This window comes from Rhodobacteraceae bacterium D3-12 (assembly GCA_025916135.1).
In the GTDB taxonomy this organism is placed as follows: Bacteria; Pseudomonadota; Alphaproteobacteria; order Rhodobacterales; family Rhodobacteraceae; genus JAKGBX01.
This window is the reverse complement of record CP104793.1, coordinates 1,168,962-1,193,190: the sequence shown is the minus strand read 5'-3', so window position 1 is coordinate 1,193,190 and position 24,229 is coordinate 1,168,962. Positions and strand designations below refer to the sequence as shown.

Here is a 24,229-nt window from a genome sequence, read left to right as displayed (position 1 = left end):
GAAATATCATGCGCAAATTCGGTAAACTGCTTGGACGGCTGTTGCTTGTCCTGATTGTCGCGGCAGCGGCGCTTTATGTTTGGAAGCGAGAAGAGATCACCCGCGTTATGGCGGTGAACACGCTGTTTTCGGAAGAGAAAATAGTCAATAATTTCAGCAATATGGATGATCTTTTTCTGACCATTCCAATGACCCGCGGCGATGCCCCGGTCAGCCCCCTGCCCCAAGGCGACGAGATGACAATGCCCGATGGTTTCGCCCAATGGCGCGACACACGCGCGATGACGGCGATGGTGGTGTTGAAAGACGGAGCAATCCGGCACGAAAGCTATCATCTTGGCACCGGCCCCGAAGACCGGCGCATTTCATGGTCCGTCGCGAAAAGCTTTCTCTCGGCTTTGTTCGGGATAGTCCTGTCCGAGGGGGCGATCGATTCAATTGACGACAAAGTCACGAAATACGCGCCGGGCCTTGCCGGCACCGCCTATGACAAGGCGACGATCAAGGATGTGCTGCAAATGTCGAGCGGCGTGACGTTTAACGAGGATTACCTCGATTTCTGGAGCGATATCAACAGGATGGGCCGTGTCGTTGCGCTTGGCACCTCGCTGGACGCTTTCACAGAAGGGCTGAGCGAAACCTTCGCCGCGCCGGGGGAGACATGGCAATATGTGTCGATCGACACCCATGTGATCGGCATGGTCATTCGCGGCGCGACGGGGCGGCGGATTGCCGATCTGATGCAAGAGAAGATTTTCGACAAAATGGGGCTGGAGGCCGCGCCTTATTACGTGGCCGACGGCTATGAGACGGCTTTTGTGCTGGGCGGGTTGAACCTGCGCACGCGCGATTATGCGCGCTTTGGGCAGATGGTGCTGCAGGACGGGCAATGGCAGGGCGAACAGGTGGTGCCTGCCGACTGGCTGGCCGCATCGACCGCGCCATCGGCCAAGACCAAGCCCGGCGCGCGGCAGTATGGCTATCAGTGGTGGATGCCCCATGACGCGCGGGCGGGCGAATTTTTTGCCATTGGCGTCTATGGGCAGTATATTTACATCGACAAGCCCCGCGGCGTGGTGATTGCGATGAACAGCGCGGACCGCAAATTTCGCGAGGACGGCGTGACCGATGGCAATATCGACATGTTCCGCAGCATAGCAGAGGCGCTGGAATGAAAGCCGAACCGGAAAAATCAATCAACGTGCTGGGCGGGGCGCTTGCGCCCTGCTCGATGAACCCGGTGACCGGATTTTTCCGCGACGGGCATTGCAACACCTGTGACGCGGATACCGGCAACCACACCGTATGCGCAGTGATGACGGCCGAATTTCTCGCCTATTCCAAATATGTCGGCAATGACCTGTCCACCCCGCGCCCAGAATTCAACTTTGCCGGGCTGAAGCCGGGGGACAATTGGTGCCTTTGTGCCGTGCGATTCATGCAAGCGGCGGACGAAGGATGCGGCCCATTGGTGAATCTTGAGGCCACGCATGGTCGCGCCCTAGAAGTTATTCCGATGCCTGTTTTGGAGGCACATAGGGCGCCGAAACATTGAATCACGCTGCCGTGACAGGCAGTTAGAGAAGTTTACCACCCTCTCTAACTTTGGTTTAGACGCGCCAGGGCCAACCTGAGCGCGATTTATTCCATTGGTTTAGGGCGCTCAATCAATCGTTTGCGAAACCGGCAATAAACGATCTGGCGATAGCCTTTTCTGCCGACAAGCCTTTTCTTCACTGCACAACGCCGCGATCAACATTCGATCCGGCGCTCACACAACAAACGCTGAAAGAAAAGGAAACTCAGTCATGAAAAACGTATTTGTCACAACCGCAACTCTCGCCGCTCTCTTTGCCGGTTCCGCAGCCTTCGCCGAAGGCGGCTATGTCGATGAAGGTGGCTTTATCAACGCAGCCCCCGCAAGCGCATATGACAGCGTAAAGCACGAGAACGACAATTCGGTTGAACGTCAAGTTCAAACCAACGAGCGCGCCATCCCCGGCACCGCGGTGACCACCGTATTCGTCGCAGACGACGCTGTTCAGGCCGCTGGCTCGCAAGGCCGCTAAGCAGAAACTCTAGCTGAAAGAAAAGGAAACTCAGCCATGAAAAACGTATTCGCAACAACCGCAACTCTTGCCGCTCTCTTTGCCGGTTCCGCAGCCTTCGCCGAAGGTGGTTATGTCGATGAGGGTGGCTTTATCAACGCAGCCCCCAATTCGGTTGAACGTCAGGTTCAAACCAACGAGCGCGCCATCCCCGGCACAGCTGTGACCACCGTATTCGTCGCAAACGACGCCGTTCAGGCCGCTGGCTCGCAAGGCCGCTAAGCAGAAACTCTAGCTGAAAGAAAAGGAAACTCAGCCATGAAAAACGTATTTGTCACAACCGCAACTCTCGCCGCTCTCTTTGCCGGTTCCGCAGCCTTCGCCGAAGGTGGTTATGTCGATGAAGGTGGCTTTATCAACGCAGCCCCCGCAAGCGCATATGACAGCGTAAAGCACGAGAACGACAATTCGGTTGAACGCCAAGTTCAAACCAACGAGCGCGCCATCCCCGGCACCGCCGTGACCACCGTGTTCGTCGCAGACGACGCTGTTCAGGCCACCGGCTCGCAAGGTCGCTAAGGCCCGACAAACGCTCAATAATTGACGATACGCATCGTGCGACACGCCCGATGCCTTGCCCGCCCGGCCCCTTGTGCGCCGGACGGGCCAAATGCCACCGGCGATTGTAACGGTTTCGTGACGCAAGAAACCCGCGCCGGCCCCTTGGAAAAGCGCAGGAAACCCTTAATTACCCCTTTATGGGGCAGCGAGCCGATTTGAGCAGCCACCCCGCTTCAAAAAAGCACGGGAGATGCGAAGTGGACAGGTTCAATATCCGTTGCCTTAGGGCAATTTTCGTCATCCAAGCGATCTGTGTCACGCTGTTTTTTTCCAGCACATTGGCCGATCTTTTCCGCCTTGAACCGCCATGGATCAACGAAGACATTCGTCTTTTGGTGCGCTTCTTGGCCGCGATCGGGCTGGTTCTGGGCACAATCATGGGCTGGAGCACACTGCGTCAGAGCATGCATCTTGCGCGGGTCACTGAACGCAAGCTCAAGGACGCCTCAAGCGCTTTTATGAAGGTGATGCAAGAACATTTTGATCAATGGGGTCTGACCCCGGCAGAAAGCGACGTGGCGCTGTTTTCGCTGAAAGGCATGACCGTAAACGAGATTGCCGAACTGCGCGGCACGTCAAGTGGCACGGTCAAGGCCCAGACCAACGCGATTTATCGCAAAGCAGGGGTCAGCGGGCGACCGCAGTTGCTGAGCATCTTTATCGACGATCTCATTCAAGACGAACTGCCCGCCAAAATGGGCGATACGGCGCAGCCTGCCCAAACCAAAGTGATCAGCGCCGCGAATGCGCCGATGCCACCGCAGCGGCTCTTTGACCGCGCGCAGACGACGGGCCGACACTGAGCGGGGGCTTGCCCAAGCCTCAGCCGACCTCGGCGGCGTCTGCATTGGGCGGGTCGCCGCCGGTCACGGGTTTGTCATACCGAAAATGCGCCGTCTCGGGTTAGGCTTTTCTCATTCATTAGGAATGAGAGGTTCCCCAATGCCTAAGTTTTCAGTTGCATTCTGCTTTGCGCTTCTGCTGTCCGCCCCGGCCTTTGCCGCCGGCAGCGATAGCGGCAGCGCCCCTGCCGCCCCGAAATGCGAGGAAGGCAAAGTCTATGACACCAAGACCAAAAAATGCGTCGATGCCGAGTCGAACCTGATCAACGACGATGATCGCTACGGCACCGTGCGTGCTTTGGCCTATGCCGGGAAATACGACCGGGCAATGCTGGTCATCGCCAGCGCCGACAACCCGCGCGATCCGCGGATGTTAAACTATCGCGGCTTCATTGCCCGCAAACAGGGCGATATCGCCACGGCGATGGGCTTCTACAACGCAGCGCTGCGGATTGATCCCGACTATCACCTCGCCCGGTCCTACATGGGTCAGGGGCTGATTGCCGAGGGCGACATCGTTGCCGCGCTTGGCCAATTGCGCGAGATCGAAGCACGCGGCGGCAAGGGAAGCTGGCCGCATAAGGCCCTTGAACAAGCGCTGCGCGGGCTGCCGACGGATTACTGAGCTGATGACAAAGCGGATGGCGGCGGGCCCATGAAGCCCGCCCTATCCAAACGCTAACGCTCGGCGGTGATTACTCTGCCTCGCGCCCTTCGGTATCGGACATGTCAAAGCCGAGGTGTTTCGCCACGGTTTGCACGTCTTTATCGCCGCGCCCACACATGTTCATGACCAGAATATGATCACTTGGAAGCTCCGGAGCGATCTTCATCACATGCGCCAGCGCATGGCTCGGCTCCAGCGCCGGGATGATGCCTTCGGTCGAGCACGACAGTTGAAACGCCTCGAGCGCCTCCTTGTCGGTGATCGAGACATATTCGGCGCGGCCCGTGTCATGCAGCCAGGAATGCTCTGGCCCGATGCCGGGATAATCGAGCCCTGCCGAGATCGAAAACCCTTCGAGGATCTGCCCGTCGTCGTCCTGCAACAGATAGGTGCGGTTGCCATGCAGAACGCCCGGCCGCCCGCCGGTCAGCGACGCACAATGCTCCATCTTCTCATTCACGCCCTTGCCGCCCGCTTCGACGCCGATAATGCGCACAGCCTTGTCATCAAGGAAGGGAAAGAACAGGCCCATCGCATTTGACCCGCCACCAATGGCCGCGACAAGAGTGTCAGGCAAACGCCCTTCGCCCTCTTGTTCGGCCAACTGCCAGCGCACCTCTTTGCCGATGATCGACTGGAAATCGCGCACCATCGCCGGATAAGGGTGCGGCCCGGCCACGGTGCCGATGCAATAAAACGTGTCGCGCACATTGGTGACCCAATCGCGCAACGCATCATTCATTGCGTCTTTGAGCGTGCCACGGCCCGATGTGACCGGGATCACCTCGGCCCCAAGAAGGCGCATACGGAACACGTTGGGCGCCTGCCGTTCGACATCATGCTTGCCCATATAGACAACGCATTTCAGGCCGAATTTGGCACAGACGGTTGCGGTGGCGACCCCATGCTGCCCCGCGCCGGTTTCAGCAATGATCCGGGTTTTGCCCATGCGCCGGGCAAGGATAATCTGCCCCAGCACATTGTTGATCTTATGCGCGCCGGTATGGTTCAACTCGTCCCGCTTGAGATAGATTTTGGCGCCACCCAGATGCGCGCTCAGCCGCTCGGCATGATAAAGCGGGCTGGGGCGACCGACATAGTGCTTCCACAGGTCGTCCATCTCGGCCCAAAAATCCGGGTCATCCTTGGCGCGGTCATATTCCGCCTCGAGATCAAGGATCAGCGGCATCAGCGTCTCGCTTACAAAGCGCCCGCCGTAATTGCCAAAACGCCCCTTTTCGTCGGGTCCGTTCATGAAACTGTTGAAAAGATCATCGGCCATGCGCCTGCCTCCGGTTTGCCTTGCGCCGGTGTAAAGGCAAGCGGGGGTATGAGCAATAGGAGCCAACGCAGTCGCGCCCGCCCGCTTCACCTTTCGCACGTTTCTGATCTTGCGCCCCGGCCCGGCAATGCGAAACCGCCCAGCGGCCGACGCCCTCACCCGGCGGCAGAAACAAACGCGCGGATCAAATCGGCGTCCTTGACCCCCGGCGCGCTTTCCACACCCGATGCGGTGTCAACCTGACGCGCCCCGGTCAGACGGATCGCCTCGCCTACATTCTTTGGCGTCAACCCACCGGCCAGCATCCATGGCACGCGCCACTCGCGCCCGGCAATCAACGCCCAGTCGAACGCCACGCCATTGCCGCCGGGCAAAACCGCTTCCTTGGGTGGTTTGGCATCAACCAATATCTGGTCAGCCACGTCAGAGAACGCGTCCAGCGCCGCCAGATCACCGGCGCCCGAAACCCCGACCACCTTGATCACCGGCAGGCCATACCGCGCTTTGACCTCGGCCACCCGCGCCGCGCTCTCGCCGCCATGAAGCTGCAACATATCAAGCGGCACCGCGCCTGTGATCGCGTCCAGCTCAGCGTCGCTCGCGCCGACCACAAGCCCCACTTTGGCCAAGCCGACGGGCGCGTCCAGCGCCAGCGCGCGCGCCGTCTCGGGCGTCACAAAACGCGGACTTTTGGCAAAAAAGTTGAACCCGCAATAGGCCGCCCCCGCCGCAGCACAGGCCGCCACGTCTTCAGGCTTGGTCAATCCACAGATTTTCACGCGAATGTTCATGGGGCCGAAATACGCCAAGGGCGGTTAAATGAAAACCACCCTTCCTCTTCATCTTGCCTGAAATACTCAAAATGCATCGCCCGCGCCATAGCGCCCGGCAAGAGGTGGATCAGCTCGCCTCATCCAAAAGCGCCAAAACCTCGTCAGGGTCTTCCGACTTCCCGGCCCCCTTCAAGCGGTTCACTTCCCGCTTGAGCTGACGCAGCCTTCGCCCGATTTCCGCGCGACTTCGGCGCGGTGCTTGTGCTCGCGCAGCCATTCCCAAACGAAGCCGATCAAAAGCCCGGCCACGATTGCGGCAAAGATGACAACAAAAAGCGGCAACTCAACCGACCAGGCCAAGCCCAGCGGCGCGGCCAGCTCTTCCGGCAAAAGGCGCAACGTCACCGCCCCGCGGTTTGCCATTGCCACAGAGATAAGCACCACAGCCAAGGCGGCGAGGAAACCATAGCGAATATAGCGCATGTTAGCCTTTCCCGTTCAGCCGATCGCGCAAGAGCTTGCCCGTCTTGAAAAACGGCACATGCTTTTCTTCGACCTGCACGGCGGCCCCTGTGCGTGGGTTGCGGCCCACGCGCGCATCCCGCTTCTTGACCGAGAACGCGCCAAAGCCTCGCAACTCCACCCGATCGCCCAACGCCATGGCGTTGGTGATCTCTTCAAAGATGGTGTTCACGATCCGCTCGACATCGCGCTGATAAAGATGCGGATTTTCATCGGCAATCTTCTGAATCAATTCCGATCGGATCATAGAATCACTCTCCCCAGGTTCTGTTTTCCGAAGACATTTATAACCTCGACTATAGAAAGAAATTCTGCGGCGAGAAACATTAAAGGCAGCCGGGTTAGGCGCAAATCACCCCCGAATGCTATGATTCTGGACGATTTTCCGCGCCTCTCCGCCGACAAGACACCGTTTGTCGCAGCATGTCGCGGTTTCACGTCGCTCTGCCGCAGCGCGGCGAAGCCATTGATTCGGTGTGGGTTTCGCCCTCACTCGCGCCGGTGCTCAGACCCAAAAGCCAGCCGGGCGTGCGCCCCCAACTTCGGGGAAACGAAAAACCCCGCCGCATTGCTGCGGCGGGGCCAATTTGTTTACGCGGGGTCGCGTGCTTACTCGTCGTCGCTCTTCAGAGCGGCGCCGAGGATATCGCCCAGCGATGCGCCCGAGTCGGAGGAGCCATACTGTTCGACGGCTTCTTTCTCTTCGGCGATCTCGCGCGCTTTGATCGACAGACCCAGACGGCGGGTTTTGCTGTCCACGTTGGTCACGCGCACATCAACCTTGTCACCAACCGAGAAACGCTCAGGGCGCTGTTCGGCGCGGTCACGCGACAGATCCGAGCGGCGGATGAAGGATTTCATGCCTTCGTATTCCACCTCGATGCCGCCATCTTCGATCGACGTCACGTTCACGGTGATGATCGAGCCACGCTTCACGCCGCCAACGGCTTCTGCGAACTTGTCACCGCCCAGTGCCTTGATCGAGAGCGAGATACGCTCTTTCTCGACATCCACTTCCGAGACGACGGCCGAGACCATGTCGCCCTTGCGGTAGTTCTGGATCGCGTCTTCGCCACGTTCGTCCCAGCTGAGGTCCGAAAGGTGAACCATGCCGTCGATGTCGCCGTCGAGGCCAATGAACAGACCGAATTCGGTGATGTTCTTGACTTCGCCTTCGACTTCGGTGCCCTCGGGGTGCGTTTCTGCAAACACTTCCCACGGGTTGCGCATGGTCTGCTTGAGACCAAGGGAAACACGGCGCTTGGCACCGTCGATTTCCAGCACCATGACTTCGACTTCTTGCGACGTGGAAACGATCTTGCCGGGGTGCACGTTCTTCTTGGTCCAGGACATTTCCGAGACGTGAACAAGCCCTTCAACACCGGGTTCCAGCTCAACAAATGCACCATAGTCGGTGATGTTGGTGACGCGGCCCGTGTGGGTGGTTTCCAGCGGGTATTTCGCGGCAACCAGATCCCATGGATCGTCCTGAAGCTGCTTCATGCCAAGGCTGATACGGTGGGTTTCTTTGTTGATCTTGATGACCTGCACCTTGATCGTTTCACCGATCGACAGGATCTCGCTCGGGTGGTTGACCCGGCGCCATGCCATGTCGGTGACGTGCAGAAGCCCGTCAACACCGCCCAGATCAACAAACGCACCATATTCGGTGATGTTCTTGACCACACCGTCCACGGCCTGACCTTCGGTGAGGTTGCCGATGACTTCGGCGCGCTGTTCGGCGCGGCTCTCTTCGAGGATCGCACGGCGCGACACAACGATGTTGCCACGGCGACGGTCCATCTTGAGGATCTGGAACGGCTGCTTGAGACCCATCAGCGGGCCAGCGTCGCGCACGGGGCGCACGTCAACTTGGCTACCTGGCAAGAAGGCCACGGCGCCGCCGAGATCGACGGTAAAGCCACCTTTGACACGGCCAAAGATCGCGCCTTCGACGCGTGCGTCGCCAGCGTATGCTTTTTCCAGACGGTCCCAGGCTTCTTCGCGGCGGGCCATCTCACGCGAGATAACAGCTTCGCCACGGGCGTTTTCAGCCGAGCGCAGGAAGACTTCGACTTCGTCGCCAACGTCAACTTTGGGCGCTTCACCGGGTTCTGCGAATTCTTTGAGTTCGACACGGCCTTCCATCTTGTAGCCGACGTCGATAATGGCTTGTCCCGCTTCAATCGCGATGACCTTGCTTTTACAACGGACCCCTCTTCGGGTGTGTCCATTTCGAAGCTTTCATTAAGGAGTGCTTCAAACTCTTCCATCGTGTTTGCCATGTGGCGTTCAGTTCCTTTTCAAACATTTTTTCGGGCCGTGCGGTTGTCTCCGCCGGTCTTTATATGTGCCCTACCGCTTCGCTACTTGAGGGCGGGGCCGTGATGCCCGTGTCATACGGGCGGCTCTGTCAACCAGACGGTGATCGCAAAACAAAGAGGGCCGGTTAGTCCCGACCCTGCTCATCTCAATCTTGTTTCGCGGCGATTTCCGCCTTGTCGACGCAGGCTCTATAGGGCGATTCAGCCTTGTGCGCAAGGGGTGTAACGCAGCGCGCCCACGATTGAGCGGGGATTGGCGGACACTGCGTGGCCCAACACTCCGGTCAGCATTTTGGCCAGCCCCCGGCCAGCACCGAGTTTCTCTCGCTCCCGACGAAGTGGGGCCACTGCGAAACGTGTTTAGCGATTGCCGGCGCGGGTGAAATCTTCCACCCCACGGACGAGCGCAATAATGACGATTTGTCAGAGCAGTTTTCAGATGCCGCCCCATGCCGCCCTGAGCAACAAAACCATCACCCAGCGCGTGTTTTAACGCATAAATCCAGACACCTAGGCCCTTATTGACGGGCCAACGAGACGCAAGCTGAGCGCGGAGCGAGCGGCTCGCCCGGACGTGCAGCGCGGCGGAAATCCTGCTGCACGAGAAAGCCTGCGGGTTTCTTTAGGTCCGGCATGCCCCCCCCCTTGCCCCTACGCCACCCGACGCTTACTGCTACACCCCATGGGCATTGCCGCCCGCAACCGTTTCCTCAAAAAGGCAACAGCACCGCATGACGACGGCATCGCCCCCTTCCCAAATCACCGGCTTTGCGGCGGCGTGGAGCATCGTGTTTGTCTGGTCCTTCTGGCTGATCGTCAGCCGCGCCGCCAATGGGAGCGGGCTAACCATCTATGACCTTGCAGCGATGCGCTATGGTCTCGCCTCATTCGTCGCGCTGCCGCTGTGTCTCTATTACAAACCGTGGCGGGGGATGCGCCTAGGGCAGATGGCGGTGCTCTCTTTCATCCTTGGGCCGGTCTATATCCTAAGCGTGTTCCACGCATTCCGGCTTGCGCCGGCGGCCCATGGCGGCATCTTTATGAACGGCTTGTTGCCGCTGATCAGCATCCTTGCCGGGATCGCTCTGTTTCAAACGCGCCCCGGCGCACGGCAGGTGTTGGGCGCTGTGCTGATCCTTGTCTCGACCGGTGCGCTGGCATGGGACGGGACCACGACAAGCGGGCCGAACGCGTGGATCGGAGACCTGCTGTTCACCTTTGGCGCGCTGTTCTTTGCCACATATGTCATCCTCTCCGAACGCTGGGGCCTTGGGGCGATGCAGGTCATCTTTTGCGGCACCCTGATCAATGCCGTGATCTACCTGCCGGTCTGGGCTTTGTGGCTGCCGTCCGGGCTGGCCGATGCGCCGATAAAACCGCTGCTGTTACAGGCGGTCTATCAGGGGTTTGTTCCCAACTTTCTCGGCTTGCTGTTTATCGCTCACGCCTCGCGCACGATTGGCAATGCGGGCACCTCGACGATCCTTGCCGCGGTGCCGGGCGTGGGGGCAATATTAGGCGCGCTTATCCTTGGCGAGACCCTGAGCACGATTGCGATTGCGGCGATTGCCTTGTTGACTGTCGGGCTTTTGATCAGCGTGCGGCGGCGCCGTCCGGTCGCGACCCCGTAAGCATGCCCTAGCAGGCTGCAACCGCCCTCCTGATCCCCGCCCGCCGCCCCGCGCCACGCGTCCTTTTTCAAATGACGGGGCGTTCTTCTTGGCGAATCCGCGTGCCCTGCCCTAGCGTCAGCGCCTAGGGAGGAACATCAACTATGACCATCATCACGAGCCCCTATCCGGACGTGGCTCTCCGGGAGATTTCCATCACTGACCGCCTGTTCGAAGGCCTGGGCGATAACCCCGATCGCGTGATCCTAACCGACGGGCCGACCGGGCGCGAAGTGACGGCGGCGGGCTTTGTCCAAGCGGTGAAATCGCTGGCGGGGGGGCTGAATGCGCGCGGCACGGGCAAGGACACGATGATCGCCCTGATGGCCCCGAACCTGCCGGAATATTGCATCGCCTTTCATGGCATCGCCTTTGCCGGCGGCACCGTGACGTTGATCAACCCGACCTATACACCGCATGAGGTGCAGCATCAGCTAAATGACAGCGGCGCGACAATGCTGATCACCATTCCACAGTTTATGGAGACCGCTCGCGCCGCCGTAGAGGGCACCAAGGTGAGCGAAATCGTGACCATCGGCGAGGCCGAGGGCGCAACCCCGCTCACCGAGCTGATGGGCGCACCGCAGGAGGCGCAAACCCCGGTGGACATCCGCGATCACGTCGTTGCCCTGCCCTATTCAAGCGGCACGACCGGCCTGCCCAAGGGGGTGATGCTGACCCATTGGAACCTCAGCTCGAACGTGGATCAGACGCTGTCAGTGGCCGAGATCTATCCCGACGAGGTGACGGTGGCCTTCTTGCCGTTCTTTCACATTTACGGCTTGGAATGCCTGATGAATATCGCGCTTGCGGCGGGTGGTGCGCTCGTCACCATGCCGCGCTTTGACCTTGAGATGTTCCTCGATTTGTCCGCGCGCTACCGCACGCGGCGCATGTATGTCGTGCCGCCGGTGATGATCGCGCTGGCCAAACATCCGCTGGTTGATCAATACGATCTAAGCACGGTGGAACAGATCAACTCCGGCGCGGCCCCTCTGGGCGGCGATGTGACCGACGATGTCGCCAAGCGGCTGAACTGTGTCACGACCCAAGGCTATGGCATGACAGAGCTGTCGCCGGTCTCGCATTCCTCGCCCAAGGACGAGGCGGTCAGCGGCGCATCCGGGCGCACAGTCTCTAACACCGAATGCCGCGTGGTTGATCCGGAAAGCGGCAAGGATGTTGCCCCCGGCGCGGAAGGCGAGCTTTGGGTGCGCGGGCCGCAGGTGATGAAAGGCTATTGGAACAACCCCACGGCAACAGCAGAAACCCTTGATTCCGAGGGCTGGCTGCGCACTGGCGACATTGTGCGTTTTGATCAGGACGGCAATATGTTCGTCACCGACCGGTTGAAAGAACTGATCAAATACAAAGGGTTCCAAGTGGCGCCTGCCGAATTGGAAGCGGCCCTTGTCACCCACCCCGGCATCGCTGACGTGGGGGTGATCGGCATTCCCGATGCGGATGCAGGCGAAATCCCGATGGCCTTTGTCGTGGCCGCGCCGGGCGCTGACGAGCCAACGCTTGAAATGTTGCAGGCCCATCTGGATGGCGAGCTATCGCATTACAAACAGATCCGCGCGATCCGCGTGGTTGATGCGATCCCCAAGGCGGCCTCAGGCAAGATTTTGCGCCGCATCCTGCGCGAAGACGCGGCGAAAGGTTAAGCCCTAACGCCGCGCATCTGCGTATCTGCGCATCCGCACCATGCAGGACCGCCCTAGGGCTGTCCTGCAAATCGCCCCTTAGGCAAACCGTTCCGGCCCGACCCATTGGTCGGTCGAATAGCGATCCCCATGGGCCCAGCCCACCGGCAAGACAGCCTCGATCTGCGCCAGATCATCCGCCGACAGCGTAATCTCCCCTCCGCGCACACATTCGCGGAAATGCGTGACCGACCGCGTGCCGGGGATCGGAATCACATGCTCGCCCTGCGCCAAGAGCCACGCATTGGCCAGCGCCGCCGCCGGTTCGCCCATATCGGCGGCAAGGGCGCGAAACTTGTCGGTTGCTGCCATATTGGCGCTCAGGTTGGGCTCAACAAAGCGCGGATTGGTTTGGAAAAAGCCGATACTCTCGACCGCCTCCTTGCTGAGCGGGTGATCGGTCAACAAGGACCGCCCCACCGGCGAAAAGGCAACAAACGCCGCTCCCAACTCGGCGCAGGCCTGCACCAGCCCCAATTCGGGACTGCGGGTTTGCAGGCTGTATTCCGATTGCACCGCCGCCACCGGATGCACCGCCGCCGCACGGCGCAGGCTGGAGGGCGCAATCTCGGAGAATCCGAAGCTGCCGATCTTGCCGGTCTGTTTCAGCGCCACCAGCGCCTCGACCACCTCTTCGATCGGCATGTCCTCTTGCCGCCGGTGGACATAGAACAGATCAACATGCTCCACCCCCATCCGCGCAAGGCTCTTGTCCAGTTCAGCCTCAAGATGGGCGCGATCATTGCGAAAACAGCGGTTGTTGTCCGCGTCCCGTGTGATCCCCGCTTTGGTGGCGATGACAAACTCCTGTTCGGCCCCCTTGTTGGCGGCAAAATAGCGCCCGATCGTCTCTTCCGAGCCGCCCATGCCATAGATATTCGACGTGTCGATATGGTTCACGCCCCAGTCGCGCATCGCATCCAGAATGGCAAAGCTCTGGGCCTCGCTGGTGGGGCCATAAAAGTTTGAAAAACTCATCGCGCCATAGCCCATGGGCGAAATCTCTGGTCCGGTCTGGCCCAGTTTACGGGTGTTCACGTCGCGTCTCCTTGTTTTGCGCCAATCGTGGGTGTTGCGCTAATCCTGCTGCTCTGATTGTGCTTTGCTTATCATGGCGATGGCGGCGGCGAGCGCCTGCTCGATGCTCATCTCGGACGTGTCGAGGACGACGGCGTCCTCTGCCGGCTTCATTGGTGCGGTCGAGCGTTCGCTGTCGCGTGCGTCACGCTCTTTGATATCGGCAAGAACACCCGCGCGGGTCACCTCTGCGCCCTTGGCCGCAAGCTCGAGAAAGCGCCGCTCTGCACGCACGTCGGCGCTGGCGGTCACAAACAGCTTCACCCGCGCATCGGGGCAAATCACCGTGCCAATGTCGCGCCCGTCAAGCACCGCCCCCCGGCGCGCGCGCCAAATGCGCGTTGGAAATCGACCAGCGCCTCGCGAACTTCGGGGATCACGGCAACGCGGCTGGCCTCCTGCGCGATGGCTTGCGTGCGCAACTCGCCCGTCAGGTCTTTGGCCTGCAGGGCGCGCGCGGCGACCAACGGGTCGACCCCGGTCAAAACCTTGGCCGCCACCGCGCGATAAAGCAGCCCGGTATCCAGATGCCCGAACCCGAAATGCGCCGCCACCGCCTTGGAAAGCGTGCCTTTTCCCGCTGCTGCCGGTCCGTCGATTGCCACGGTAAAGCTCATTGCCGCGCCCTGTTTTATTGCCGGTTTCTAATCGCCCCAAGCTCTAACAAGCCGCCGCCGCGATGAAAAGCCATAGCGACAGCGCGTGGCAAATGACCAAGCTTCTACGGAACGCCCGCCGATCCTCCTCGGATGACCTACAACCGTCGATAGCACCGCGTTTCAGCGCGTTTTCGCCGCCAAATTCCGACGCTCAACATGACGATTATCAATCCCAAGGTCAGCGTGGTCGATCCCGATTTCAATTTGGTCCAAAAGCTCGCTTCTATAACCAAATCCGGATCGAAATGCGTTAAAATCTGCGCCAGCAACACATTCTCGGTGTAATCGGCGGTTAGCGTCAGCAACGCTAATGCAATAATCACCCAGCGCGCCAAATTTTGCCAAAACACAAAGGCAATCAGAATGAAGCAAAGCGCCAGCATCGGTGGAAAAAACAAATCAAGCAACAGCTGCGTATTCAGGTAAAACAACCTGCCTTCGTCCGAAAGAGCGTTGTGGAACGCCTCTGCCTGTTGCACCGAATATCCGAACGGGCGCAGGTCAAATGGCATCAAGCCACCGGCCTCGGCCGTAACATAAGGGAGAGACCAAACGACCATCGCAAGGTAAATCCCTGCGGTCGCAACCATAAACACAAAAACCAGTAAACGCATAAAACCCTCTTTGCGCCACCCTGCGACTTTGGCGGCAAAGCTGTCAATAATTGATATTGACATGTCTAATGTCAAAATGACATTTTACATGTCATGAGCAAAGCAGAGTCCCTTTATGACTTCATCTGGATGACCCGCCCATTGGTGCAACAGATCGAAGAAACGGTTGAAACAGGCCTCCTTGGCTCCGGGTTGACCGTGCGGATGCGCGCCGTGCTTGAGGTGCTGGCGCGCGATGGGTCATCGTCTGTCCCCGACCTCGCCCATGCGCTTGAGATCGGGCGTCAATACGTGCAGCTCATGGTGAACGACTGTCTTGCGGCCGGAATGGTCGTGAAACGCCCCAACCCCCGGCACAAACGTTCGCCGTTGATAGTGCTCACGCGTGAGGGCGGGGATCTGATCACAACGATCCGGGCCGAAGAAATGGCGCGGCTGGAGCAAATCGCCAAGCGGCTCAGCATCAAGGATATCGACACCGCCCTATCGGTGGCACAGCACGTCCTGTCTGCCTTTCGACACCTGAATGGCGAGCGCAGATGATCTGGCTTTTGATCGCTCTGCTGGTGCTCGCGCTTGTGGTTTGGGGCGTTCTGACGCTGCGCCATATCACACGCGCAACGCAGGGCACGCGCATTCCTCCGCGAAACGGGCGCGCCCTGCTGCTGATTGATTTACAGGACGCCTTCTGGAGTGATGCAACCTATCCCGCCGAAACACGCGACAGAGCCAAAAGCGCCATTCACGCCGCAGCACGCGCCGCCCGCGCCCGCGGCTGGCCTGTCATTGCCCTGAAACAGGAATGGTCCACCCCGGAAGCCGGCTTGTCTCAAAGCTCACAATGGGTGGCACCGCATTGGCAGGCGGCCCCGACACCGGGCTCGCGCGTGATTTCAACGGCTTACCGGATCATGTGCTTATCAAGCGGGTGCAAGACGGGTTCGAGACAAGCGCCCTTGACCGGCTGTTGGATAAGCTTGAGATCGGCACGCTCGACATTGCCGGGCTGGACGGCGCCTACTGCGTCGCGCGCACTGCCGAAGCGGCGCTCAATCGCGGCTACGGTGTCACGCTTGTCGAGGCGGCGATCCTTCGTGCGGATTCGGCGGCTTATGAAAAAGCCATTGCTCCGCTGATCACACGCGGCCTCATCCGCGCCTGATATCAGCGCCCAGCCCCGCCATAAGCGGCTCAAATACCGGAAAGGACGTGGCCACCGGCCCGCCATCATCCAGAGCAACCGGAGCGCCAGCCGCCATCCCAAGGCACAGGAACGACATGGCTATACGGTGGTCAAGGAAGGTCTCGCATGTCCCGCCACCCGGCACGTTGCCGACACCGCAGCCGGTGACGATCCACCAATCCTCGCCCTCTTCCACCTCGACCCCATTGGCACGTAGGCCTTTGGCCATGGCGTCAATCCGGTCGCTTTCCTTGACCCTAAGCTCCTTGACGCCGCGCATCACGGTGCGCCCAGTGGCATTGGCCGCGACAACCGACAGGATCGGGTATTCGTCGATCATGCTGGCGGCGCGTTCGGGCGGCACCTCGATGCCGGTCATATCGGGCGAAAACCGTGCGCGCAGATCGGCCACCGGCTCGCCCCCCTCCTCGCGCTGGTTCTCATAAGTGAGATCGGCGCCCATGTCTTTTAACGTGTCAAACAACCCTGCCCGCGTCGGGTTCAGCCCGATCCCCGGCACCAGCACATCCGACCCCGGCACGATCAACGCCGCACAGACCGGAAACGCCGCTGACGACGGATCGCGCGGCACGGCGATCACCTGTGGCTTCAAGTCCGGCTGTCCGGTCAGGGTAATGACCCGCTTGCCCTCTTCGTCGCTCACCGCGATCTCGGCGCCAAACCCTGCCAGCATCCGCTCGGTATGATCGCGCGTCGCCTCTTTCTCGATCACCACCGTCTGCCCCGGCGCATTCAGCCCGGCCAGAAGCACCGCCGACTTCACCTGTGCCGATGGCATCGGCACCTCATAGCGCACCGGCACCGGCGTGCGCGCACCCACAATCGTCATCGGCAATCGCCCCTGCGCGCGCCCAACGGCCCGCGCCCCGAACAATGCCAGCGGATCCGTCACCCGCGCCATCGGCCGCGCATTGAGGCTGGCATCACCAGTGAACGTCGCGGTAATCGGCGAGGTCGCCATCGCCCCCATGATCAACCGCACCCCCGTGCCCGCATTGCCGCAATCCACCACGCCCTCTGGCTCAGCAAAGCCACCAACGCCAACACCATGCACACGCCAGACGCCATCCTCGTCGCGTGTCACATCAGCGCCGAAATTGCGCATCGCAGCCGCCGTCGCCAAGACGTCATCCCCTTCCAGCAGACCGCTGATACGGGTCTCGCCGACACACATCGCCCCGAGGATCAACGCGCGGTGCGAGATCGACTTGTCCCCCGGAACATCGGCCACGCCGGACAACGCCGTGACAGGATGGGAAACCATCGGGATCGGGGAACCATGTGCGGACATCATGCGGCCTTTCATTCTCTCTGCCCCGCCTGATAGCGCAGGTCCGGGTGGGGGGCCAGCCCCCCACTCCCCCCGGGATATTTCCGGTCAGATGAAGAAACGGACTCCTGCGCTTCATCTGACCTCAAATATCCCCCGCGGAGCGTCCCGCCCGATCTATTGGCGCTTGTGCTGGAAATCTCTGGGTCGGCCGGCGCCATGCTTCCTCCTCCAACGGAGGAGGACAGGAGGAGGGTCGATGCGCCCTGCGCGCCGCAAGGCGCTCAATTGGATCAGGTGTGGGGGATTGCCTGCACAGCGATCAGCCCCGGATCAGAACCACTGACCCGGCTCCATCAACCCAAGGTCAAGAAGCTGGCGCGAATGCCACTCGAACGGCACCGAATTGTGCCAGTGGAACGTATCGATATCAAAGGTAGACCCGGGATTGCGTTTAAGCGCCTTTGCGGTGCGAAATGACACGATCGCCGCCGTGAGGTTGTTGTGCCACGGGCAGGCGTAGGTGTTGAATTCCTCATCCGAAAACGTGTGATCCTCACGCAGCTTGACCCCCAGCGTCGCACGAAAAAGCGCAATCCGGTCGATCTTTCGACGCGGCGCCGGCACATGCTCTTCAAACCGCCAGCGCAGCCCGCCAAAGAAATCCAGCTGGCGCTCTTTGGGGTGGTTTTCCTTGCTCTCGTCCGGGCGGGCAAGCGCGTAGTAGCCCGATTTATCCATAAACGCCCGGTCAAGCGATACCGCGTCGGGGTTCTGGTTCAGGTCGTCGGCATAAAGATCAACCACATAGGTCAGCATCGCATCGCGCCGCTCTTCCGTGTGAAAGGCAAGCATTTCACCAATCAGACGCGTTTCGCAAAACGGGTAAAACAGGTATTCCGCATTGTAGCAGTAGTAAATCCACTGTCCCGGCGCAGCGACATTGTTGACCGCTGTGACCGCCTCCATCACCGCGTTTTCCGCCTGCGTATCATAGCGCACGCGATGCACGGTCTTCACCAGATCACCGGGCAACGCAAAGCTATCGGGCATAAAGGCGACCACCGCTTTGAACCCCGACTGCTGATGATGGCGCAGGGTGGTATCAAGCTCGACCTCATCCTCGGCAAAGACCAAGGCAATCGGCCCTTTGGCCAAAACCGCCTTACCGCTGGACAGGAACTCTTTAAGCCCGGAATACTGCATCATCGCCTCGTTTTGTCGACTTGGCACAAAATCGGTTAATTCGGGGTGCATTGCAAGCCGCCCCGTGACCCTGTATTGAGCCGCCTCATTCCGCGACAGGTGACAAATCCCATGGCCGACCCGAAAAAGCTCTATATCAAGACCTATGGCTGTCAGATGAATGTCTATGACAGCGAGCGAATGGCCGAGGCCCTGAGCGACACCGGCGGCGGCAATGGCTATGCACAGGTCGGCTCGCCCGAAGAGGCGGATATGATCCTGCTCAACACCTGCCACATCCGCGAGAAAGCGGCCGAAAAGGTTTATTCCGAGCTGGGCCGTTTTCGCGATCTGAAAGACGCCAAACCCGATCTCAAGATCGGCGTTGCCGGCTGCGTCGCACAGGCCGAGGGCGAAGAGATCATGCGCCGCCAGCCGCTGGTTGATCTGGTTGTCGGGCCGCAGGCCTATCACCGCCTGCCCGAGATGGAAGCCAAGACCCAGACAGGCGCCAAAGTGCTCGACACCGACTTCCCCGAGGAAGACAAATTCGAGCGTCTCAAATCCCGCCCCAAGGCCAAACGCGGGCCGACCGCCTTTCTGACTGTGCAGGAAGGCTGTGACAAGTTCTGCGCCTTCTGCGTCGTGCCCTATACCCGCGGCGCCGAAGTGTCGCGCCCTGTTGATCGCGTGCTGACCGAAGCCCGCGATCTGGTCGAGCGCGGCGTGCGCGAGATCACCTTGCTGGGGCAGAATGTGAACGCCTATCACGGTGCCGGCCCGAACGGGGATTACACCTTGGCCCAACTGATCTGGGCGCTCGACAAGGTCGACGGGTTAGAGCGTATCCGCTTCACCACCTCGCATCCCAATGACATGAGCGACGATCTGATCGAAGCCCTTGGCACCTGTGCCAAACTGATGCCCTATCTGCATTTGCCGGTGCAATCGGGCAGCGACCATATCCTCAAGCGGATGAACCGCAGCCACACCCGCGACAGCTATCTCGCGCTGATCGAACGCATCCGCGCGGCGCGCCCCGATATCCTGTTTTCGGGCGATTTCATCGTCGGCTTCCCGGAAGAGAGCGACGCCGATTTCGAAGACACGATGGATCTGATCCGGCAGGTCAACTACGGACAGGCGTTTTCGTTCAAATACTCGACCCGCCCCGGCACCCCCGCCGCCGAACGCAAGGGACAGGTGCCCCCCGAGGTCGCAGATGCCCGGCTGCGCGCGCTTCAGGCGCTGATCACCGAACAACAACGCGCCCGTCAGGAAGCGATGGTTGGCCAAACAGTTGGCGTGCTGTTTGAAAAACCCGGCCGACGCCCCGGCCAGATGCTCGGCAAATCCGATCACCTGCACGCGGTGCATGTCGATGATTGCCCCGCCAAACCCGGCGATTTGCGTCAGGTGAGAATCATCGCAAGCGGCGCAAACTCTCTTTCGGGTGTGTTGATCTGACCCTCTGGGTTGCGCATGGCGCGCCAGACACGCGTCTTGCACGCGGCAAATCCCCCTAAACTCATGAGCGACCGACTATAAATCCGCATATTGCGGATTGTTCCTACAATATCTGGTCAAAACACCTTCACACGGCATACAAACTTGATAAACTGGCCCTTATCAAACGTCTGGGGCATGCAGGGGCAACCTTGCCACGCCTTGTGGGGGAAACATTAACAAGGGACAGAAGCTGTGGCGAAAAAGATTTCGAAAACAGTGAACGCGCTCGTGAGTGGCATCGCTGCCGCTGCTCTGGGTGTGGTTATGACGGTCAGCGCCGAGGCGCAGGAGACCACAAAACGCGTCATTCAGGGTGAAGAGTATATTCCTACCATCTGGGTTGACCCGGACGGATGCGAACATTGGGTGATGGACGACGGTGTCGAAGGCTACATGAGCCCCCACACCAATCGTCAGGGCATTCCGGTCTGCCGCAAGGGGAACCTTTGTGGCGTTATGTACTCGGATCAGTATTTCGCAACCGACAGCGCGCGGATTTCGAAAAACGGCAAGGCCCGCCTGCGCGAGTTCTTTGCCAAGACCGACGCACGGGCGTTCATCATCGCAGGGCACACCGACAGCCGTGCCTCGGATGAATACAACATCCGTCTTTCGATGCGGCGCGCAGCCTCGGTGGCCAAAGTCGGCCAAGGCGCTGGTGCCAAGATTCTTGACGTGCGCGGATATGGCGAACGTATGCCGGTGGCGGCGAATAACTCCGCCAAGGGCATGGCCAAGAACCGCCGCGTTGAAATCATGTGCATCCGCTGAGCCGAAGGAGCGATAGAATGACACTCGTAAAAGCACTGACGGCCGCCGCATTGGCCCTGACTGTATCCGGCTGTGGCGAAGGCTTCTTGCAAGCCGTTCACCCCAAGGTTGGACCTGACAAAACCCATGACCGTGGCCGCGACGCCAAACACCTGAGCCAGCTTAAAGCCGGTATCTGGGTTGACCCGAACGGCTGTGACCACTGGATCATCGACGATGGTGTCGAAGGGTATCTCTCGGCACGGCTCGACAAATACGGCAAGCCGGTCTGCTCGGGCGCTGCCCCGCCGACCATAGCCACCGGCCAGTTCAAAGGCGGCGACACCAAGAACCACGGCGATCCGCTCTGATCCTTGGAAAATTGCCTGAAATATCGCCGCGGAGGTCACCCTCCGCGGCTTTTTTCGTCTCAATTTCGTGACAATTCACAACGCTGCCTTGCGCCGGGCGCTACATATTGGCAGCATCATAGACAGAACCGCTAAATGGAGAGTTGATTGGCCACCACCGTGCTTCCCCCGCCTCCCTCTGATCCCGAAGCCCTCAGCGAGCATCTGGTTGAGTTCCCGGACAATCGCCTGCTGATCGAACTTTGCGGCGAATATGACCGTAACCTCGCGGATATAGAGCAAAAATTGGGAGTGCAGATCCTGCGCCGGGGCAATCAATTGGTGGTCATCGGCGATGACTCCTCGGCGAGCGAGGCCGTCTCGGTGCTCGGCGCGCTCTATGAACGGCTCGAATCGGGGCGGCATGTTGATCCCGGCGATGTTGACCGCGAATTGCGCATGGATACGAGCCCCGGCGCGGATGCGACCGACCAGATGGAAATGTTTCGCGGTGGCCGGGTCGAAATCCGCACCCGCAAGAAAACCGTCGAGCCGCGCACCGACGCTCAGAAATCCTATGTCCAGAGCCTGTTTTCCAACGAGCTCGGCTTTGGCATCGGTCCGGCGGGCACCGGCAAGACCTATTTGGCGGTGGCGGTGGGCGTGAACATGTTCATCGAAGGCCATGTTGATCGCATCATCCTGTCGCGTCCGGCGGTCGAGGCGGGCGAAAAGCTCGGCTATCTGCCCGGCGATATGAAGGACAAGGTCGACCCGTACATGCAGCCGCTTTACGATGCGCTGAATGATTTCCTGCCCTCCAAGCAGCTGGCCAAACTGATCGAAGAGAAACGCATCGAGATCGCGCCGCTGGCCTTTATGCGCGGGCGCACGCTCGCCAATGCCTTTGTTGTGCTGGACGAGGCGCAGAACGCCACGACCATGCAGATGAAGATGTTCCTGACCCGGCTTGGCGAAGGCTCGCGCATGGTGATCACCGGCGACCGCACCCAGATCGACCTGCCGCGCGGGGTGCCGTCGGGCTTGGCCGATGCCGAGCGCCTGCTGAAAACCATTCCGAACATCAGCTTCAATTACTTCACGGCCAAGGACGTGGTGCGCCACCCGCTGGTCGCTGCAATTATCGAGGCTTATGACGCCGCCGACCCGGCCAAACCGGCCTAAGGCGCGCGTTTCCAAGGAAAGGGCGTGATGGCAAAGGTTGAGCTAAAACCCGGCGAGCGTACCGAAGTGCTGAACCTGTTCAGCGACAGCATGGCGCGCACCATCCGCTTTGATGTCACAACCACCGCAGGCGCCGTGAGCGGACAGATCGACGTGGAGCGCGCGCTCTTGCCCTTTCTCAAACCGCGGCGCGAAACCGCCCCGCTCGGCGCCGAAAACGCGTTGGATAAAAGCTGGCTTGATGGGCAGTACAAGGTGTTTGTCACCTCGGATACCGCCGCAGAGCTGAACATGAAAACCCGCGCCCTCACCCGCAATCGGTTGTTTCTTATCCTGTTGGTGGTGGCGGGCGTCGGGCTGATCGCCGGGATCATGCCGCTGATACTGGCCGATTGACGGCACCACTTGACGGAGCCACTTGCTGATGCTGCTTGCTGATGGTGACGGCTGATGTACAAGGGCGCATGACACTCGATCTGCTCATCGAAGACCCGCGCTGGGAAACCATCGGGCTTGAGGCTCTGACCGCCCGCGCGACCAAGGCCACCTTGGCGCATCTCGGGATTGATGCGACCGAGGTCGAGATTAGCATTCTTGCCTGCAACGACACGCGCATCGCCGTGCTTAATGCCGATTTTCGCGGCAAGCCCCAGCCGACCAACGTGCTCAGCTGGCCCTCGGAAGAGCGCGGCGCCGACATGGATGGCGCCCCCCTTCCCCGCCGCGCGATATGGAACTGGGCGACATCGCAATCAGCTTTGACACCTGCGCCCGCGAGGCTGAAGAGACCGGCCTTGCACTGGCAGATCACACCAGCCATTTGACCGTTCACGGGGTTTTACACCTTCTCGGCTATGACCATATCCGTGACAAGGATGCCACTTTGATGGAGGGGCTGGAAACTGCCATACTTGGCAAACTGGGTATTGCTGACCCATATAGGGTCAATCAAGCGGGCTGATCCCGCAGGAAAGGAACGATGGGCGACACGAGCGACGGGTCTTCTAATGCAGCGCAAAGCGCGCAGGTCAGACCCCAAAAGACCGAGACCGACACCGACACTGCGGCAGAGATGCCGCCGAAAACCGGGTTTTTCCGCCGCATTATCGACGCGCTAAGCCCTTCGGACACGGACAACGAACCGGAACGCGAAGCGACAGACAGGCCGTCAGAGCCGATGTCCCCCGGCATGTTGAACCTGCGCCGCCTTGCGGTCGAGGATGTGATGGTGCCCAAGGCCGATATCATCTCGGTCCCGGCCAGCATCACCAAGGACGAACTGGTGCAGCTGTTTCGCGACAGCGGCCTGTCGCGCTTGCCGGTCTATCAGGACACGCTCGACACCCCGATCGGCATGATCCACCTCAAGGACCTCGCGCTTCAGCACGGCTTCAACGGTGGCCCCAAGGGGCGGTTTTCGCTCAAGAAAATGCTGCGCCCGTTGTTGTTTGTGCCACCGTCGATGCCGATTGGCGTTTTGCTTGCCAAGATGCAAAGCGAACGGCGTCACCTTGCGCTGGTGGTTGATGAATATGGCGGCACCGACGGGCTTGTCTCGATCGAGGATCTGATCGAACAGGTCATCGGCGAGATCGAAGACGAGCACGATCAGGAGGAAACCAGCCTGTTCACTGCCAACCCGGATGGCAGCTGGATGGCGCAGGCCAAGACCCCGCTGGATGAGTTTGAGGCCGAAATCGGCCGCTCCCTGACCGAGCACGACGACGTGGACGAGGAAGAGATCGACACGCTGGGCGGGTTGGTCTTTATGCTGTCAGGCCGGGTTCCGGTACGCGGCGAGGTGATCAAACACCCCGATGGCACCGAATTCGAGGTGATGGACGCCGACCCGCGCCGCATCAAACGCCTGCGCGTGCGCTTGCCCAAATCATCAGCGGGCAAACCCGGCAAACCGACCAGCAAACCCAAGCCCAGCAACGGCGATGCCTGACCGCGACCCCTCGCAGGGTC

General features: G+C 60.1%; 24 protein-coding genes and 4 pseudogenes. 18 read left to right on the top strand and 10 right to left on the bottom strand.

Annotated elements, in window-relative coordinates; translation table 11 throughout:
* The first annotated feature begins 8 nt into the window (after positions 1-8).
* From N4R57_06000 to N4R57_05970, 7 genes are all read left to right on the top strand, one after another.
* Complete coding sequence (locus N4R57_06000; protein ID UYV38602.1) at positions 9-1,175, top strand: beta-lactamase family protein; 1,167 nt, start codon at positions 9-11, stop codon at positions 1,173-1,175.
* A complete protein-coding gene (locus N4R57_05995; GenBank protein UYV38601.1) occupies positions 1,172-1,555 on the top strand; it encodes a DUF2237 domain-containing protein in 384 nt (127 codons plus the stop codon). The genes N4R57_06000 and N4R57_05995 overlap by 4 nt, the downstream gene beginning before the upstream one ends.
* A gap of 253 nt (positions 1,556-1,808) precedes the next feature.
* Complete coding sequence (locus tag N4R57_05990) at positions 1,809-2,069, top strand: hypothetical protein (protein ID UYV38600.1); 261 nt, start codon at positions 1,809-1,811, stop codon at positions 2,067-2,069.
* A 36-nt stretch (positions 2,070-2,105) separates the two neighbouring features.
* Positions 2,106-2,330, top strand: coding sequence for a hypothetical protein (locus N4R57_05985; GenBank protein UYV38599.1), 225 nt, complete (start codon positions 2,106-2,108; stop codon positions 2,328-2,330).
* Between the two features lie 36 nt (positions 2,331-2,366).
* The gene (locus N4R57_05980; protein UYV38598.1) at positions 2,367-2,627 is read left to right on the top strand and encodes a hypothetical protein; all 261 of its coding nucleotides are present in this window, start codon (positions 2,367-2,369) and stop codon (positions 2,625-2,627) included.
* 239 nt (positions 2,628-2,866) lie between these two features.
* Positions 2,867-3,472: a helix-turn-helix transcriptional regulator gene (locus N4R57_05975; GenBank protein ID UYV38597.1), complete on the top strand. Its 606-nt coding sequence runs from the start codon at positions 2,867-2,869 to the stop codon at positions 3,470-3,472.
* Between the two features lie 139 nt (positions 3,473-3,611).
* On the top strand, positions 3,612-4,136 hold the full coding sequence (locus tag N4R57_05970) for a hypothetical protein (GenBank protein UYV38596.1): 525 nt from the start codon (positions 3,612-3,614) through the stop codon (positions 4,134-4,136).
* A gap of 70 nt (positions 4,137-4,206) precedes the next feature.
* On the opposite strand, the gene trpB is transcribed toward N4R57_05970, so the two are convergent.
* The 5 genes and pseudogenes from trpB to rpsA form a co-directional block, all read right to left on the bottom strand.
* Positions 4,207-5,460, bottom strand: coding sequence for a tryptophan synthase subunit beta (gene trpB, locus N4R57_05965; protein ID UYV38595.1), 1,254 nt, complete (start codon positions 5,458-5,460; stop codon positions 4,207-4,209).
* A 155-nt stretch (positions 5,461-5,615) separates the two neighbouring features.
* Positions 5,616-6,251 carry a phosphoribosylanthranilate isomerase gene (locus tag N4R57_05960; GenBank protein ID UYV38594.1) on the bottom strand — a complete coding sequence of 212 codons (636 nt, stop codon included), beginning with the start codon at positions 6,249-6,251 and terminating at the stop codon, positions 5,616-5,618.
* A gap of 109 nt (positions 6,252-6,360) precedes the next feature.
* Positions 6,361-6,716: pseudogene (locus N4R57_05955) on the bottom strand (LapA family protein).
* A gap of 1 nt (position 6,717) precedes the next feature.
* On the bottom strand, positions 6,718-7,002 hold the full coding sequence (gene ihfB / locus N4R57_05950; GenBank protein UYV38593.1) for an integration host factor subunit beta: 285 nt from the start codon (positions 7,000-7,002) through the stop codon (positions 6,718-6,720).
* A 362-nt stretch (positions 7,003-7,364) separates the two neighbouring features.
* A pseudogene (rpsA, locus tag N4R57_05945) lies at positions 7,365-9,040 on the bottom strand (30S ribosomal protein S1).
* 770 nt (positions 9,041-9,810) lie between these two features.
* Between rpsA and N4R57_05940 the strand changes: the two are divergent.
* On the top strand, positions 9,811-10,710 hold the full coding sequence (locus tag N4R57_05940; protein UYV38592.1) for a DMT family transporter: 900 nt from the start codon (positions 9,811-9,813) through the stop codon (positions 10,708-10,710).
* Between the two features lie 143 nt (positions 10,711-10,853).
* Positions 10,854-12,416, top strand: a complete 1,563-nt coding sequence (locus tag N4R57_05935) for an AMP-binding protein (protein UYV38591.1) — start codon at positions 10,854-10,856, stop codon at positions 12,414-12,416.
* Positions 12,417-12,494: 78 nt separating this feature from the next.
* Here N4R57_05935 and N4R57_05930 read toward each other — a convergent pair whose 3' ends face one another.
* The 3 genes and pseudogenes from N4R57_05930 to N4R57_05920 form a co-directional block, all read right to left on the bottom strand.
* Positions 12,495-13,493: an aldo/keto reductase gene (locus N4R57_05930; protein ID UYV38590.1), complete on the bottom strand. Its 999-nt coding sequence runs from the start codon at positions 13,491-13,493 to the stop codon at positions 12,495-12,497.
* A gap of 39 nt (positions 13,494-13,532) precedes the next feature.
* A pseudogene (cmk, locus tag N4R57_05925) lies at positions 13,533-14,149 on the bottom strand ((d)CMP kinase).
* 137 nt (positions 14,150-14,286) lie between these two features.
* Positions 14,287-14,805, bottom strand: a complete 519-nt coding sequence (locus tag N4R57_05920; protein ID UYV38589.1) for a hypothetical protein — start codon at positions 14,803-14,805, stop codon at positions 14,287-14,289.
* A 93-nt stretch (positions 14,806-14,898) separates the two neighbouring features.
* Here N4R57_05920 and N4R57_05915 point away from each other — a divergent pair, with 93 nt between their 5' ends.
* Together N4R57_05915 and N4R57_05910 are read left to right on the top strand one after the other, a co-directional pair.
* A complete protein-coding gene (locus tag N4R57_05915; GenBank protein UYV38588.1) occupies positions 14,899-15,348 on the top strand; it encodes a MarR family winged helix-turn-helix transcriptional regulator in 450 nt (149 codons plus the stop codon).
* A gap of 259 nt (positions 15,349-15,607) precedes the next feature.
* On the top strand, positions 15,608-15,967 hold the full coding sequence (locus tag N4R57_05910; protein ID UYV38587.1) for an isochorismatase family protein: 360 nt from the start codon (positions 15,608-15,610) through the stop codon (positions 15,965-15,967).
* Here N4R57_05910 and aroA read toward each other — a convergent pair.
* Together aroA and N4R57_05900 are read right to left on the bottom strand one after the other, a co-directional pair.
* A complete protein-coding gene (aroA, locus tag N4R57_05905) occupies positions 15,954-17,300 on the bottom strand; it encodes a 3-phosphoshikimate 1-carboxyvinyltransferase (GenBank protein UYV39520.1) in 1,347 nt (448 codons plus the stop codon). The genes N4R57_05910 and aroA overlap by 14 nt on opposite strands.
* A 312-nt stretch (positions 17,301-17,612) precedes the next feature.
* On the bottom strand, positions 17,613-18,485 hold the full coding sequence (locus N4R57_05900; protein ID UYV39519.1) for a glycosyltransferase family 2 protein: 873 nt from the start codon (positions 18,483-18,485) through the stop codon (positions 17,613-17,615).
* A gap of 111 nt (positions 18,486-18,596) precedes the next feature.
* Between N4R57_05900 and miaB the strand changes: the two genes are divergently transcribed.
* From miaB to N4R57_05865, 7 genes and pseudogenes are all read left to right on the top strand, one after another.
* A complete protein-coding gene (gene miaB / locus N4R57_05895) occupies positions 18,597-19,931 on the top strand; it encodes a tRNA (N6-isopentenyl adenosine(37)-C2)-methylthiotransferase MiaB (protein UYV38586.1) in 1,335 nt (444 codons plus the stop codon).
* Between the two features lie 234 nt (positions 19,932-20,165).
* Positions 20,166-20,744, top strand: coding sequence for an OmpA family protein (locus tag N4R57_05890; GenBank protein ID UYV38585.1), 579 nt, complete (start codon positions 20,166-20,168; stop codon positions 20,742-20,744).
* Positions 20,745-20,761: 17 nt separating this feature from the next.
* On the top strand, positions 20,762-21,094 hold the full coding sequence (locus tag N4R57_05885; protein UYV38584.1) for a hypothetical protein: 333 nt from the start codon (positions 20,762-20,764) through the stop codon (positions 21,092-21,094).
* A 147-nt stretch (positions 21,095-21,241) separates the two neighbouring features.
* Entirely contained in the window at positions 21,242-22,258 is a 1,017-nt protein-coding gene (locus tag N4R57_05880) for a PhoH family protein (protein ID UYV38583.1), read from the top strand.
* A 27-nt stretch (positions 22,259-22,285) separates the two neighbouring features.
* Complete coding sequence (locus N4R57_05875; protein ID UYV38582.1) at positions 22,286-22,654, top strand: hypothetical protein; 369 nt, start codon at positions 22,286-22,288, stop codon at positions 22,652-22,654.
* Positions 22,655-22,722: 68 nt separating this feature from the next.
* A pseudogene (gene ybeY / locus N4R57_05870) lies at positions 22,723-23,219 on the top strand (rRNA maturation RNase YbeY).
* Between the two features lie 18 nt (positions 23,220-23,237).
* The gene (locus N4R57_05865) at positions 23,238-24,209 is read left to right on the top strand and encodes a hemolysin family protein (GenBank protein ID UYV38581.1); all 972 of its coding nucleotides are present in this window, start codon (positions 23,238-23,240) and stop codon (positions 24,207-24,209) included.
* Positions 24,210-24,229: the final 20 nt, after the last annotated feature.